The 15,084-nt window shown below is 67.9% G+C and carries 12 protein-coding genes; 6 read left to right on the top strand and 6 right to left on the bottom strand.

Translation table 11 applies throughout. From position 1 onward, the window contains the following. Positions 1-11: 11 nt before the first annotated feature. Complete coding sequence (locus CKO31_RS19685) at positions 12-581, top strand: AAA family ATPase (protein ID WP_200240702.1); 570 nt, start codon at positions 12-14, stop codon at positions 579-581. 30 nt (positions 582-611) lie between these two features. Here CKO31_RS19685 and CKO31_RS19690 read toward each other — a convergent pair whose 3' ends face one another. Beyond that, positions 612-1,064, bottom strand: coding sequence for a DUF805 domain-containing protein (locus CKO31_RS19690; protein WP_200240703.1), 453 nt, complete (start codon positions 1,062-1,064; stop codon positions 612-614). Positions 1,065-1,138: 74 nt separating this feature from the next. Continuing rightward, positions 1,139-1,366, bottom strand: coding sequence for a hemerythrin domain-containing protein (locus CKO31_RS19695; protein WP_200240705.1), 228 nt, complete (start codon positions 1,364-1,366; stop codon positions 1,139-1,141). Positions 1,367-1,473: 107 nt separating this feature from the next. Here CKO31_RS19695 and CKO31_RS19700 point away from each other — a divergent pair, with 107 nt between their 5' ends. The 4 genes from CKO31_RS19700 (at position 1,474) to CKO31_RS19715 (ending at position 7,478) form a co-directional block, all read left to right on the top strand. Further along, entirely contained in the window at positions 1,474-5,001 is a 3,528-nt protein-coding gene (locus CKO31_RS19700) for an acyl-[ACP]--phospholipid O-acyltransferase (protein ID WP_200240706.1), read from the top strand. Positions 5,002-5,015: 14 nt separating this feature from the next. Then, complete coding sequence (locus tag CKO31_RS19705; protein ID WP_200240707.1) at positions 5,016-5,516, top strand: hypothetical protein; 501 nt, start codon at positions 5,016-5,018, stop codon at positions 5,514-5,516. Between the two features lie 23 nt (positions 5,517-5,539). Further along, positions 5,540-6,649 carry a cell division protein ZapE gene (gene zapE, locus CKO31_RS19710; protein WP_200240709.1) on the top strand — a complete coding sequence of 370 codons (1,110 nt, stop codon included), beginning with the start codon at positions 5,540-5,542 and terminating at the stop codon, positions 6,647-6,649. Between the two features lie 619 nt (positions 6,650-7,268). Next, positions 7,269-7,478, top strand: a complete 210-nt coding sequence (locus tag CKO31_RS19715) for a Trm112 family protein (RefSeq protein ID WP_200240711.1) — start codon at positions 7,269-7,271, stop codon at positions 7,476-7,478. A gap of 219 nt (positions 7,479-7,697) precedes the next feature. Here the strand turns inward: CKO31_RS19715 and CKO31_RS19720 are convergent, their stop codons facing one another. The 3 genes from CKO31_RS19720 to prmB all read right to left on the bottom strand — a co-directional run bounded on the left by CKO31_RS19720 (position 7,698) and on the right by prmB (position 11,915). After that, a complete protein-coding gene (locus CKO31_RS19720; RefSeq protein WP_322789187.1) occupies positions 7,698-9,272 on the bottom strand; it encodes a long-chain-fatty-acid--CoA ligase in 1,575 nt (524 codons plus the stop codon). 11 nt (positions 9,273-9,283) lie between these two features. Beyond that, on the bottom strand, positions 9,284-10,744 hold the full coding sequence (hemN, locus tag CKO31_RS19725; protein ID WP_200240712.1) for an oxygen-independent coproporphyrinogen III oxidase: 1,461 nt from the start codon (positions 10,742-10,744) through the stop codon (positions 9,284-9,286). Between the two features lie 235 nt (positions 10,745-10,979). Beyond that, positions 10,980-11,915: a 50S ribosomal protein L3 N(5)-glutamine methyltransferase gene (gene prmB / locus CKO31_RS19730; RefSeq protein WP_200240715.1), complete on the bottom strand. Its 936-nt coding sequence runs from the start codon at positions 11,913-11,915 to the stop codon at positions 10,980-10,982. A 209-nt stretch (positions 11,916-12,124) separates the two neighbouring features. Between prmB and CKO31_RS19735 the strand changes: the two genes are divergently transcribed. Next, positions 12,125-14,080, top strand: coding sequence for a sensor histidine kinase (locus CKO31_RS19735; RefSeq protein ID WP_322789188.1), 1,956 nt, complete (start codon positions 12,125-12,127; stop codon positions 14,078-14,080). A gap of 83 nt (positions 14,081-14,163) precedes the next feature. Here CKO31_RS19735 and CKO31_RS19740 read toward each other — a convergent pair whose 3' ends face one another. Continuing rightward, positions 14,164-14,622, bottom strand: a complete 459-nt coding sequence (locus CKO31_RS19740) for an Rrf2 family transcriptional regulator (protein WP_200240719.1) — start codon at positions 14,620-14,622, stop codon at positions 14,164-14,166. Positions 14,623-15,084 lie beyond the last annotated feature (462 nt).

Genomic DNA, 15,084 nt, shown 5'->3' on the forward strand with positions numbered 1-15,084 from the left:
CCGGACCTAAAATGACGGACGCCGCGGATGCTCGGCCCATACCCACCGCCTGGTGCGTCATCACCGGGCCGCCCTCCGCCGGCAAGACCACGCTGATCGAGGCCCTCGCCGCCCGCGGTCACCGGGTGGTGCCGGAGGCGGCGCGGGTCCACATCGCCGAGCTCGGCCACACGGCCGCGGAGATCGCCGCCGACCCGGCCCTTCAGGCGCGCATCCAGCACGGCATCGCCGCGCGCCAGCAGCAGATCGAGCAGGCGCTGGACCCGCAGGAGCCCCTGTTCCTGGACCGCGCCCTGCCGGACAGCATCGCCTACTTCGAGCAGCTGGCGCTGGCGACAGATGACTTGGTTGCCGGCGCCCGCCGGCGCTATCGGCGAGTGTTCTATCTGGAGGGGCTGGCGCTGCAAGCGGACGGACTGCGATTCGAGGACGCGGGCGCTGCCGAGGCCCTCGGCGAGGCGATCCTGGGCGCCTATCGCCGGTTGGGCTACTCGCCGGAGCGCGTACCCACCTGTTGGGAGGATGACATTGCCGGTGCCGTTGCAGCACGCCTGTCGATCATTCTTTCCCGGCGCCCATAACCTGCGGGAGCTTGCACCCTGAGCGCGGCGTCACGGCTGGACCGCCCCGCCGCCACCCTTGCCGAATGCGCCGGTGGGCACGAACAGCAGCGCCAGCAGAACCAGCAGACTCACCGGGCCGCTCAGGGCCGCACCCGCCACGGACGAGAGCACCCCCGAGAGCAGCAGCCAGGCGAGCACGATGACCCAGGCCATGGGCAGTCCCATGTCCCGCACGCGCTTGGCCATGATGTTGAGCTGCCCCAACAGCAGCAGCGCGAACACCGCGGCGACGGTGAGCAGGCCCAAGGGGCCCAGACTCTCGCCCAACGCGACTTGGGTCTCCAGCGGCTCGCCGCCCGCCATGCGCTCGGTGGCGCCGATCACGGCACCCAGAGCAAAGGCCAGGACGACCACCAGCAGCACCAGCACCAGATACCAGCCGAGGAAGGGCAGGCGCTGAAGGCGCCCGTGCTGGATATCCCCCCACAGGGCTCTGAACATGACGGCGTCTCCTCGGGTTCGGCGAGCTGTGAAAAGACGCGCAGCTTAAGGGAAATCGGCGCAAAGCGCGCGGCTCACTCCGCGGCGCCACACACCACGCGCCGATAGTAGGCGCCGAAGCGGCGGTCCTCGGCCACCACGTGATTGAAGAACCATTGCCGTATCCCGGTTCGCTCGTCGGCCCCGAAGGCGCCCGGGTCCCGGGCGACGGCCCGCCGCAGGTCCACGAATTCCGCCATTTGCAGGGCATGCTCGCGGCAGTGCTGCTCGGTCGAGGGGTAGTCGATGGCGCGCAGAAACACCTGCTCCGTCGGCGACGCGCGCGCCCACGCTCACACGCCGCCCATCCGCCGCTAGAATGCGGGCTGCCGCAGCCGAACCCACGCCTGCGCGAGCGGAGGCCGCCACCTTGACCAGACTGACGAGTATCCCGGGCTTCCTGCCGTTCGTGGCGGTGGTGTTTTTGAACAGCTTCGTGGATCTCGGGCACAAGATCATCATCCAGAACACGCTGTTCAAGGCCTACGACGGGCCGGAGCAGATCTGGCTCACAGCGCTGGTGAACGCGCTGATTCTGCTCCCCTTCATCCTGCTGTTCACGCCCTCGGGCTGGCTTGCCGACCGCTGGCCGAAAAACCGCGTCATGCGCACCGCCGCCTGGGTGGCCGTCGGCATCACCCTCGGCATCACCACCTGCTACTACCTCGGGCTGTTCTGGCCGGCGTTCGCCATGACCTTCGTGCTGGCGCTGCAAAGCGCCATCTATTCGCCGTCCAAGTTCGGCTACATCAAGGAGCTCTGCGGCATCGAGGCGCTAACGCCCGCCAACGCCTGGGTGCAGGCGAGCTCCAGCATCGCCATCCTCGCCGGTATCCTGAGCTTCTCCGTACTGTTCGAGCTGCTGCTGGCGACGCCGACGGGTGAGGTCGGCGGCACCGGGCTGCCGCCGGCGGAGATCATGCGCACCATCGCGCCGGTGGGCTGGTTCCTGGTGCTGGGCTCGCTGGTGGAAGTGGCCCTGGCCTACCGGCTGCCGGACAAGCGCGCCGGCGCGCCGGCCATGCACTTCGACTGGTCCCAATACCTGACCGGGCGCTATCTGCGCCATAACCTGCATGCCGCCTGGGACAACAGCGTCATCTGGCTGTCGATCATCGGCCTGGGCGTGTTTTGGGGCATCTCCCAGGTGCTCTTGGCGGCCTTCCCGGCCTTCGTGGAGGACAGCCTCGGCGAGACCAATACCGTGGTCATCCAAGGCGTCATGGCCTTTGCCGGCATCGGCATCATTGTGGGCGCCGCCATCGCCGGGCGCATCGCGCGCGACCACGTGGAGACGGGGCTGATCCCCTTCAGCGCGCTCGGCATCGCCGCGACCCTGTTCGCCCTGCCCGCCATCGGCGTCACCTGGCTGCACAGCCTCAATTTCCTGCTGCTGGGGCTCCTCGCCGGTATGTTCATCGTGCCGCTCAATGCCCTGATCCAGTTCAACGCCGGCGAGCGGGAGCTGGGCCGGGTCCTGGCGGCGAAGAACTTCATCCTGCACTGGATCATGCTGGGCGGGCTCATCGTGACCGTGCTCTCGGCACTGGCGGACACCGGCAGCCGGGCGATCATGATGGCGCTGGCGGCGGTGGGCCTGGCGGGCGCCATCTATACGGTCTGGCAGCTGCCGCAGTCGCTGGTGCGCTTTTTCATCGCCCGGCTCATGGCCGCGCGCTATCGGCTGCAGGTGATCGGCCTCAACAATATGCCCGCCCAGGGCGGCGTACTCATGCTCGGCAACCACATCAGCTGGATCGACTGGGCCATGGTGCAGATGGCGAGCCCCAGGCCCGTGCGCTTCGTCATGGAGCGGGTGATCTACGAGCGCTGGTGGCTCAGATGGTTTCTGGATTTTTTCGGGGTGGTGCCGATCTCCAGGGGCAGCAGCGGCCATGCGCTGCGCCGGGTCACCGAGCTCATCAACCGCGGCGAGGTGGTCTGTGTCTTCCCGGAAGGCACGCTCAGCAAGAACGCCCAGCTGGCGGAGTTCAAGCGCGGCTTCGAGCGCGCCGCCGAGGGTGCGAACGGCGTCATCCTGCCTTTTTACTTACGCGGCCTCTGGGGCAGCCGCTTCTCCAACGCCAGCGAGAAGCTCAAGGCCAGCCGCCGCGACGGCCGTGCTCGGGACGTGATCGTCGCCTTCGGCCCGCCGCTGCCCATCACCAGCAGCGCTCAGCAGGTGAAGCAGGCCGTGTTCGAGCTCTCGGTGAGCTCCTGGGCGGAGCACGTCCAGACGCTGCCGACGCTGCCCGCCGCCTGGCTGGCGACGGCCAAGCGCCGGCTGAGCACACCAGTGGTCTTCGACGCCGCCGGCGGCACTGCACTCACCAACCGCCGCCTCATCGCCGCGGTGCTCGTCTTCGCCCGGGCGATCCGCAAGCGCTGCCCCGAGCAAAACCTCGGCATCCTGCTGCCGGCCTCCAGCGCCGGCGTCATCGCTAACCTCGCCGGCTGGCTCGCCGGCAAGACCGTCGTCAATCTCAATTACACGGCGAGCCCACAAGCCCTGCGGGCCGCGCTGGACACCGCCGGCATCCGCAACGTGGTCAGCGCAAAGCGCTTCCTGCGCAAGCTGGAGCAGCGCGGCATCGACGCCGAAACACTGCTGGCGGGCGTGGAGCTGCATGCCATGGAAGACATCCGCGCCGGTGTCGGCAAGGTTCAGAGCCTCGCGATGCTCACCGCCGCCATCGCCCTGCCCGCCTGGCTGCTGCGGGCGCGATACTGCCACCGGGTGCATCCCGAAGACACGGCGGCCATCCTGTTCTCCTCGGGCAGCGAGGGCAAGCCCAAGGGGGTGGAGCTCACGCATCGGAACATCCTCGCCAATGTGCGTCAGATTGCCGATGTCCTGAACACCGAGACCGACGACCTGATGCTCTCGAACCTGCCGCTGTTCCACGCCTTCGGCCTCACGGCCACGACGGCACTGCCGCTGCTGGAGGGCATCCCCATGGTCTGCCATCCGGATCCCACCGATGCCCTGGGCAATGCCAAGGCCATCGCCCGTTACAAGGCGACGGTGCTGTGCAGCACCTCCACCTTCCTGCGGCTCTATGTAAGGCACCGCCGGGTGCATCCGCTGATGCTCGACAGTCTGCGCATTGTCGTCGCCGGCGCCGAGCGCCTGAGCCCGGACGTGCGCGATGCCTTTGCCGTGAAGTTCGGCAAGCGACTCTACGAGGGCTATGGCGCCACGGAGACCACGCCGGTGGCGAGCGTCAACGTGCCCGACGCCATCGAGGTGGGCAATTGGAAGGTCCAGGTCGGCAGCAAGCCCGGCACCGTGGGCATGCCGCTGCCCGGCACGAGCTTTCGCATTGTCGATCCGGACACTTTGGCGCCAATGCCCACCGGTGAGGACGGGCTGATCCTCATCGGCGGCGTTCAAGTCATGAAGGGCTATCTCAACGACCCGGCGCGCACCGCTGCCGCGGTGGTTGAGCTGGACGGACAGCGCTGGTACAAAACCGGCGACAAGGGCCATCTGGATGCCGACGGCTTCCTGACCATCGTCGACCGCTATTCGCGCTTCGCCAAGCTCGGGGGCGAGATGGTCAGCCTCGGCGCCGTAGAAGACCAAGTACGCCGAGCGCTGGGCCGCCCGGAGCTGGAGCTCTGCGCCGTCGCCCTGCCCGATGCGAAGAAAGGCGAGCGCGTGGTGCTGCTGCTCGCCGCGGAACTGGAGCCTGATAATCTGCGCGCGGCCCTGCTGGACGCGGGCGTCAATCCGCTGCTGCTGCCAGCGGCCATCGTCAAGGTCGACGGCGTTCCCAAGCTGGGCAGCGGCAAAACGGATTTCGCCGCGGCGCGGCGTCTGGCGCAGGCAGGTTTCGGCGCAGGCACGCCAGCCGGCGCGGTGCCGGCTGCCGCCTCGGCTCAATTGCACCCCTGATCGCAACCACCCCTATGCACAACGCCGCCCTCGCCGCCATGCCGCGACTACTTCCCTCACCCCTGAAGGCCGCCTGCCTGCTGGCCGCGCTCGCGCTGCTCGCCGGCTGCGGCGAGGACCCGATGGGGCCGGACAACCGCCTGGCCCTATTGGCACTGAGCAAGTGCCGTCATGCCCAGGCATTGCAGCTTACCGAGAATGCCATCGCTCGCGGCAATGAGCACAACATTCACCGGGGGTGGGCGCTGAAGGCCGCCATTCTGCGGGACATGGGCGATACCCAGGGCGCGCAAACCCTGTACCCGCGCATCGCCGAGGCTTGGGAGGCAGCCAAGGGGCGCACGCTCACGCTGGCTCGCCGGGAGCGCGACATCCGTCTGTTCCTGGACGTCGCCCGAGCAGAGCGCGTGGCCATAGGGCTGGCCGAGGACTGCTCAGACGTGCCGCAAGTCCCGGCAGCGGCGCAGGGGGCGGCGCAAGGCCCGAGCAATCCGCAAGCACCGGGCCAGGATTGAGCTTGCGCCAGCAGCAGGGCGTCATGACCCCGACCGCCGCCTATCGCAGCGCGGTCGAGGCGGGTCGCATCCAAACGGACCCGGCTCAGCAGCATGCAGTGGCTGCGCTGGATGCGCTCCACGGCGAGCTGAGCGCGGCGCCGGCCCAGGCGCCGGCTGCGACGCCGATGACCCGCTGGGGGCGTCGGCTGCTCGGCCGTCCAGCGGCCCACGCCGCCGTGCCGGGTCTCTATCTCTGGGGCGGCGTCGGGCGCGGCAAAACCCTATTGATGGACCTGTTCCATGATGGCCTGCCCGTCGGCGCCAAGCGGCGTGTGCACTTCCATGCCTTCATGCAGGAGCTGCACGAGCGCCTGCGGCGTATGGCAGGCCGACGGAATCCGCTCACGCATATCGGTGCTCAGCTCGCCGCGGAGTCGCGGGTCCTGTGCCTGGACGAGATGCAAGTGGAGGACATCACCGACGCCATGCTGATGGCGGGGCTGCTCGACACCCTGTTCCAGCACGGCGTCACCCTCGTGACCACCTCCAATGTGCCGCCGGAGGGGCTCTATCGCGCGGGCCTGCAACGCCAGCGCTTTCTGCCCGCCATCGACCTGCTGTACCGCCATTGCCGGGTACTGGAGTTGGACGGAGCCACGGATTACCGCCAGCGCCAGCTGGAGCAGGCATCCGTCTACGTCATGCCGGCCGGGCCCGCCGCGGATACGGCGCTCAGTCGCCATTTTGCGGCACTGACTGCGGGTGCGCATGCCAGCAGCGACCCGGTCATGGTCAACGGGCGGCCGATCCCCGCGGTGGCCTGGACCCGGGGCGTGGTCTGGCTGGATTTCGACGTCCTCTGCAACATCCCGCGCTCGAAGAGCGATTACGTCGAGCTCGCGCGCGGCTTTCACACGGTGCTGCTTGCGAATCTACGGCCCTTGAACGACGAGCAAAGCGACCGTGCCCATCGGCTCATGACGCTGGTGGATGCCCTGTACGATCGCGGCTGCAAGCTGGTGTGCAGCGCCGATGCACCGCCTGTCGAGCTCTATCGGGGCCGCGACCTAGCCTTCGCCTTTGCACGGACGCTGAGCCGGCTGACGGAAATGCAGACCAACGACTATATCGGGCGGGCCCACGTGGGATGAATACAGGACTTCCCGTGCGCCAAAAAAATGCCGGCGCGTGCCGGCAATACGGTTGCTTGTTCGCTGTTGTCTTGAGCGCCGTTGGGCGTCGCCCGGCGCGGAGGCTATGACGGTCTGTTGGCCATCAGCGCCTGGCGGTCCTGGCCAGCCCCGCCGGCAGCGGGCCGCGGCCTGGTCCATCGAGCCGGCGCTGGTACCGGACGAGCCAGCGAGTCCCTTGTGTGCGTCGCTTGGCGGCTAGGCCCCTCTTCTCGTGGCGTCATCGCTGGGTCCGCTCGGCACCAGTCCTGGCCGTTACGGCCGCGGCCAGTGCCCTTTCGCAGATGGTGCGCAGACCGTCGATGGCAGGTTGCCGTGGCATTGCCTGCTCTGCCCTGGATATGCACAATGCAGACCAGCGGCGTAGCCCCTCGCGGAAACAGCGGCTTGAGCGCCATTTCGCGCGAGAGAAGGCAGTTTTTTGCAACTTGCAAAGCAAACCGCGTCGCACATTCCCGACTCTTTGCGCCGGTCCACGGAACAATGCACCGAAAATCGCGTACCGTCTTTGCGGCGGATCGGCTAACCTGACGGCCTCGGCGCAACGCCCGCGCCCGCAGGCCGGCCCCGGAGAGACTCGATGCTCAACAAGAAGCTCTTGGACATCCTTGTGTGCCCCGTGACCAAAGGGCCCCTGGTGTACGACCGCGAGGCACAGGAGCTGATCTCCGTCGCCGCGCGTCTCGCGTATCCCATCGTCGACGACATTCCGGACCTCATCGAGTCCGATGCCCGCACAGTCTCGGAAGCAGAAGCGGAGCGCATCCGCAAGTCACAGACGCCGCGCTGACGAGCACGGCCTGCCTCTCTCTTGGCCTCTCTCTTGTTATGCGCCGCGCGGGCATGCCTCGCCGGGCCATGCCCCGGCTCCGCCGGGCGCTGCCAGTACACCCAAGCAACAGTGCCCGATAGCGCCGCTGCGGGCTGTCGTGGCCTTGCGGATGCCCGATTCCACAACGACATGACGCAGGCACAGGTCGCGGAAACCCTGCACTAGCCCTCGGCAGCTTCAGGACACACCGCGGTCCACTTCGCCGGTGCGCCGCAGCTCCCGCTTGAGGATCTTGCCTGCGGCATTCTTGGGGAGGCTCGAGAGAACCTCGATACGGCGCGGTATCTCATGAGTGCCGAGATGCTCCCGGCACCAGGCCTTGAGCGCACCGGCGTTGGGCTGCGCGTCCGCCGCCGGCGTGACATAGGCGATGGGCAGCTCACCGTGCGTGCGATGCGGCTCGCCCACCACGGCGACTTCGCCAACGCTCGGATGCCGTGCGAGCACCTCCTCGATGACCCGCGGGTAGACGTTGATCCCGTTGCTGATGATGAGATCCTTGATGCGGTCGACGAGATAGACATAACCATCGGCATCCCGCCAGCCGAGGTCGCCGGTACGAAACCAGTCGCCGAAGAAGGCAGCCGCCGTCTCCTCCGGCAGCTGCCAATAGGCGCGCATCACCCCCGGGCCCCGGACGCAGACCTCCCCGTACTCGCCGTCTGCCAAGGTTTTGCCCTGATCGTCGCAGATGCGCATCTCCACGCCGGGAATGGCCGGGCCGATGGAGCCGGGCCTGCGCGGGCCCGCCGGCGGATTGACGGCGGTGACCGGCCCGCATTCCGTGGGGCCGTCGCCCTCCAGGATGGGCACGCAGAAGCGCTGCTCGAAGGCCTCCATCAGGGCCAGGGGCATGGCTGCACCGCCGGAGATGGCGAGCCGCACGGACTTCCAGGCCGCCAACTGCTCATCGGCGAGGCGCATCAACACCGAGTACAGGCTCGGCACGCCGAGGAAGATGGTGGCGTGGTGCAGGCCGACGGCGTCGGTAATGGCCTGCGGGTCGAAGCGCGGCACCGGTACGATGGCGGCCCCGGCCAACAGCGGCATGGCGAGGCCAACGGTGCCGGCGAAGGCGTGGAACATGGGCAGCACCACCAGCACCCGGTCCACGCCGGGCTTGACGCCCAGGACGTCCGCCACGGCGAGCGCATTGGCGCCGAGATTGCCGTGGGTCAGCACAGCACCCTTGGGCCGACCCGTGGTGCCGGAGGTATAGAGGATCACGGCGTCGTCCGCCGCCGTGGGGGCCGATGCCGGGGCCGGCTTCGGCTGAACCAGCTGGTGCAAATGGCAGTCCAGCAGCGGCACATCGTCGTCGAAGCCGATACCGATACGCAGCCCCACCTCGGGCACCTCGCCCAGGGCCGCCGCAGTAGGCCCGGCGAGGCTCGCATGGAAGAAGAGGCCGCGGGCGCCGCTGTCGCGCAGGATGAAGGCGATCTCGCGCGGGCTCAGCAGCAGGTTGATGGGCACCGCGACGACACCCGCCTTGAGACAGCCCAGGTAAGCGACGATGAAATCGGCACCATTCGGGCAATAGAGCGCGACGCGCTCGCGCGGGCCGATGCCGCGCTCGGCGAGCGACGCGGCGACGCCGTCGGTGGCGATGTCGAGTGCCGAGAAGGTCCAGATCGGGGCGTCGGCGAAGATCGCAGGCCGTTCCGGATACAGCCGGGCACTGGCGCGAAAACGGCCCACCAAGTCGGCGCCGCCGACCGTCTGCGCTTGGCCCGGCTTGTCCCCGGTCACCGGCGTGCCCGTCAGATGACCTTGGAGAAGCCCACGGGGCCCTGCTTGGCTTCCAGGTAGGCATCGAAGGCCATGCAGATGTTGCGAATCAACAGCCGGCCCTTGGGCAGCACGCCGATGCCCTGGGCATCCACCTCCAGCAGTCCGTCCTGCTGCATGCCCTCCAGCTTGGCCAGGCTGCGGCCAAAGTAGTCGTGGAAGTCGATACCCCAGTGACGCTCCACATCGGCGAAGTCCAGCCGGAAGTGGCAGATGAGCCGGGTGATGACATCGCGGCGGATCTCATCGTCGCGGTTCAGCTCGATGCCCCGGAACACGGGCAGGCGGCCGGCGTCGATGTCCTCGTAGTAGGCGTCGAGCTCGCGGCGGTTCTGGCCATAGGTCTTGCCGACCTTGCCGATGGAGGTCACACCCAGGCCGATCAGGTCGCAATCGGCGTGCGTGGAGTAGCCCTGGAAATTCCGGTATAGCGTGCCATCGCGCTGGGCGCGGGCCAGCTCGTCGTCAGGGCGTGCAAAGTGATCCATGCCGATGTAGAGCCAGCCGGCCTCGGTGAGGCGCTCGGTGGCGGCCTGGAGGATTTCCAGCTTCACCTCGGGCCGCGGCAGGTCGTCGTCGTCGATGCGCCGCTGCGGCATGAAGCGCGCCGGCAGGTGCGCATAGTTGAACACCGACAGCCGATCCGGAGCGACGGCGATGATGCGCTCGACGGTGTCCATGAAGCTCTCGGCGGTCTGATGCGGCAGGCCGTAGATGAGATCGATGCTGATGGAGCGGAAGCCCGCGGCACGGGCCGCCTCCAGCACCGCCATGGTTTCCTCTTCGGACTGGATGCGGTTGACCGCCTGCTGCACCCTCGGGTCGAAGTCCTGCACGCCGAGGCTCATACGGTTGAAGCCGATCTCGCGCAGCAGCTCGATGGTGTCGCCGGTGGCCTCGCGCGGGTCGATTTCGATGGAGTACTCGCCGTGGGCGTCGTCGGCGAGCTTGAAGTGCTTGCGGGTCTGGTCCATCAGCTCGCGCATCTGCGCGTGGCTGATGAAGGTGGGCGTGCCGCCGCCCCAATGCAGCTGCTCGACTACGCGATCGTCATCGAACAGCGCTGATTGCATCGCCATCTCCTGATAGACGCGCTCCAGGTAGGGCTGCACCAGGGTGCGGTCCTTAGTGGCGATCTTGTTGCAGGCACAGTAGAAGCAGACCGTGTCGCAGAAGGGGATGTGGAAGTACAGCGACAGCGGCCGGCCACTGGCATTGGTCTCCCGGCAGACCTCGGCGTAGCGCGTGGCATCGAAGGCCGGGTCGAACTCCACCGCCGTGGGATAGGAGGTGTAGCGCGGACCGCTTTGGTCGTAGCGCTTGATCAGGTCCAGGTCGAAGACCGTGCGCTGATCATCGCCGGCGGACGTGGCGGGACGCGCGCCCGTCTCGGCAGGCTGCTCGCCGGCTGTGGGTCGGGTGTGGTCAAGCATCGTCATCCTCCAGCTCGAGCCCGCGACGGTGGGTCTCGGTGATCTGTTTCAATAGGGTTTGAGAAGAGAACCGCGTGGGTGAAGCCTACCACGAGCTTCGAGGACGGCAGGGCTTCGCGGCGGAGACCCACAGTGCCCGCGCCTAGCTGCGGAGCGAGACCACCGCCGCCGCGTTTGGCGCTGACTTGGCGAGGTCGAGCGGCATACGGGCCCGTCGAGCTCCGCCGGAGGGCGCTCATAGGGCAGCCACCGCTTGCGCGAATTGGTCGTGATAGGCGGCGAGCGCTCCTCGGTCCAGTGTGAGCACACCATTGCCGCCGCGCTCGAAATCGATCCAGGTGAAAGGGACGGTCGGCACGGCCGCCGCCAGGGCCTCGGCGCTGTTGCCCACTTCCACCACCAATATGCCGTCATCGGCGAGGTAGTCCGGTGCATCGCGCAGGATGCGGAGCACGAGATCCAGGCCGGTCTCGCCGGCCGCCAGCGCCAGCGCGGGCTCGTGGCCATATTCGGGCGGTAAGGCTTCCATCTCCGCGGCACCGACATAGGGCGGGTTGGAGACGATGACGTCATAGCCGTCGTCGTCATCGCCGCCGATGCCGGCGAAGAGATCGGACTCCAGCGCCCGCACCTGAGCTTGCAGCCGGTGGCGGGCGATGTTCCGCCGCGCCACGGCCAAGGCCGCCGGCGAGATGTCCGCCAGGTCCACGATGGCCTGCGGCAGGTGCGCGGCGACGGCGATGCCGAGGCAGCCGCTGCCGGTGCAGAGGTCGAGCACCCGGCGCACGGCGTCCGGCTCGGTCCAAGGTGCGAAGCCCTGCTCGATGAGCTCTGCCAGCGGCGAGCGCGGGATCATTACCGCGTCATCCACGTCGAAGTCGAGGCCGGCAAAGCGGGTGACGCCGGTGAGGTAGGCCGCCGGCCTACGCTCGTCCATGCGCCGGCGCAGTAATGCCAAGACGGCATCGCGCTCGGCGGCGGTTACATGGCAGCCGCCATAGGCCGCCGCCAGCTCGAAGGGCAGATGCAGCGCATGGGCGGCGAGCCAATGGGCCTCGTCGCGGGGATTGTCGGTACCATGTCCGAAGTGGAGCCCGGCCGCCGCGAACCGACTCGCGCCCCAGCGCACGAGGTCGTCGATGGTGATGAGCGCGTCGGTTTCGGTGAGCATCTGGGCTGGCAAAGCCTCTTCGCATCGGCTGCGGCGACAGCGCTTGCATTGCCTCGGTGCAGGGGCCCGGATGCAGGGCGCGCAAACGCCGTGGAAACCGAAGGATAGCACCAAAATCGCGCCCGACTCAGAGAGTCCCGGGCCCATTGACGGGGGTCAGCTTGCACCGCCTGCTCACCAGTTTGCGCTTTCAAGTCGGCGCCGCATTCGTGCTGCTGATTGCCCTCTTTGCCGGCGCCAGCCTGGCCACCCTCGCCGCCTTCCAGCGCCAGGTGGACGCCGACGCCGTGGTGGACATTGCAGCACGGCTCGAGCTTACCGCCAGCCAGATGCACATGCAGGCGATGAATTACGACGCGCACGCACCGCGCGACTATCCCACCTATTACCGGGACGTGGAGCTCTTCTACCGCGACTTGATGGCTCAGGTCCGCCTCTTCGACGCAGTGGTCGACGGCTTCATGAGCGGCGACTTCAGTGCCGTGCTGGAGCGGCCGGCGGCCTGGATGCAGCCGGCTCGCGAGCCCGAGCTCGACGCCGCAGTAGCCGCACTGGAGACAGCCTGGCAAACGCACCGCGCCGGCCTGATGGACGCCCTCGGAGCGAGTACCGAGGAGCCGCGGCTGGAATGGGCCGCAGAGTACAACCTCGAGCATCTGGCAGGGGTCGAGAACGCCGCCGATGCCTTGGCCGATCAGCTTCGGCAATGGGCGGCTGCCGAGCACGCGCGCCTGCGCCGGCTGGTGGTGCTGATGCTCGGCGGTGCCGTCGTCGTCGCCCTGGTGTTGCTGGTCTTGCTGCAGGCCTATGGCCTGAGGCCGCTGCGGCGCACCCTGGAGGGCGTGCGTGCGGCGGCCGCCGGGGACTTTGCTCAGCAGGTGCCGGTGCGCGGCGCCACCGAGCTGCGCGATCTCGCCGGCGGCTTCAACGCCCTGTCGGCTCGGCTCGACCTGCTGTTTCAGCTGTTGGACAGGCTCCAGCGCGGCGACGATCTCGATGATCTCGTGGGCTTTCTGAGCCACGACTTCCGCGGGCTGCTGCGCTTCGACTGGATCGGTGTCGTGCTGGTGACTCCCGATAACGCCACGGTCCGCCTCGAGGCGAGCGCGCTGGACGGAGCGCCGGAGCCCGGCGACAAGGCGCTGTTCCGCTTTCAGGGCACCTTGCTTGAAGAGGCACTTGCCACGGACCGACCGTTCCACGTGCGCGACATGACCGCGACCGCGGCCGCGAACCCCAGCTACGAGCTGTTGCGCGACATCGCCCGGCGCGGTCTCGCGGATGCCATCTTTCTGCCCGTGGCCACAGAGACGCCGGTGCCGGCGGCAGTGGCCTTCGCGACCCGGGAGGCCGGCCGGTACGACGCCGCCCACCTGGCGTTCCTGAGCAACATCGCGCAACTGCTCAGCGCCAGCTTCGGACGCACCGTCCGCCTCGCCGAGCGTCAACGACTCGCCGCCATCGGCGAATTCGCATCCGCCATCGTCCACGAGCTGCGCTCGCCGCTGGCGACGGTGTCGCTGGCCCTGGAGCATTTCGCGCGCCTGGATCTGTCGAGCACCACACACCGCCGTCTCACCCTGGCGCAGGGTGAGCGCGATCGCATGGAACGGCTTCTGGAAGAGATCCTGCTGTACGCCAAGCCGCTGCGGCTCGCATCGGAGCCGGTGAGCCTGGCGCCGTTGGCGGCAGCGACTGTGGAGATCATGCAAGGCCAGAAGGCCTGTGCAGGCCGCCGGATTCGGCTAGAGCCGGGGATGCCCGGTATCCAAGTGCTCGGAGACCGCGATCGCCTGCAGCAGGTTCTGATCAATCTGGTGGCAAACGCCTGCGACGCGGCACCCGCTGACGCAACCATCCGGGTGTCTGTGGACACCTTGGGCGAGCGCCGGGCGGAGATAAGGATCATCAATCCAGGCACCCCGCCCTCGGCCGACGTGTTGGCCCGCGCCTTCGAGCCCTTCGTGAGCGCCAAGGAGGGGGGCACGGGGCTGGGCCTGGCCATCGTGCAGCGCTTGGTCGCCCTGCATGGCGGCGAAGTGCAGCTCGACGCGCTGTCAGACGGCACGCAAGCGCGTGTGCTGCTGCCGCTGATCAGAAATGCCGGTGCAGAGGATCACGCCTCGCAGCCGAGCGCCGACAGTCGCGGTCCAGGTGTTCGGTGACAGACACGGACGTCGCGGCGGACGGCGCCGCCGCATCGTGTTAGCTGGCATTGCAGGTCTGGCGATGCGGTGCGGGCGCGCCGTCAGGCCGCGCGCTGCTTGCCGCCGATCAGCCCTTTGCTGTCCACCGCCGTTTCCCGTTGGCCGCGCTCCACGAGATCCGCAAGGCTGATCTCGCTCAGGAAGGTGAAGATCTCATCACTCAGCTGATCCCACAGGGAGTGGGTCAGGCACCGCTGGCCGTCGCGGCAGTTCTCGCGCCCGCCGCAGCGTGTGAACTCCACCCACTCGTCGACGGCACAGATGATGTCCGCGATGGAAATCTCATCTGCCGCCTTGCCGAGATAATAACCGCCGCCGGGACCGCGGATGCCGCGCACCAACTGCTTGCTGCGCAGCGACGCGAACAGCTGCTCGAGATAGGACAGGGAGATGCCCTGGTTGACCGAGATGTCCGAGAGTGTCACCGGCCCTTTTCCCGAGTGCAGGGCCAGATCCAACATGGCGGTGACCGCGTACCTACCTTTGGTTGAGAGTCTCATGGTGCGATGCCTTGAATGCGTTGGGGCGCTGGGCCGTCGAAGTCTCCAGCGACTGCCCGGGGGCGAAATCTCAGGTCGCCCCGGGCTGCCGCCCGCCGATATCGAATATCCTAGCCTGGAACTTGGTTTTGCGGTAGGCATTGTCAAGCCACCGGCTGCGGATTTTCCGATGATTGGCTGCCTGGGCTTGGACAAAACCTGGATATCGGCGTTTTGGGCAGGCACGGCACGAGATGGTTCCCCAACGACCGGCGTTGTCGTCGCGGCGAGAGACGCGCTTCAGGTGACAAGCGGCCTGCCGGCACACCCGGCGAGCCGTGCCACGCGCCCGCCCTGCGCGCCATCGCGAACGGATAGCGGTTGGGGCCGTGTCACGCGCAGCGTCGACGGCAGTTCGGGCGCTGCCGGTCGAAAATGTCCTGCGGGCTTGGTGGGGCGGACGGGCGCCGGGGCTAGGAGGGG

It is taken from the genome of Thiohalocapsa halophila, from assembly GCF_016583825.1.
Classification (GTDB): domain Bacteria; phylum Pseudomonadota; class Gammaproteobacteria; order Chromatiales; family Chromatiaceae; genus Thiohalocapsa; species Thiohalocapsa halophila.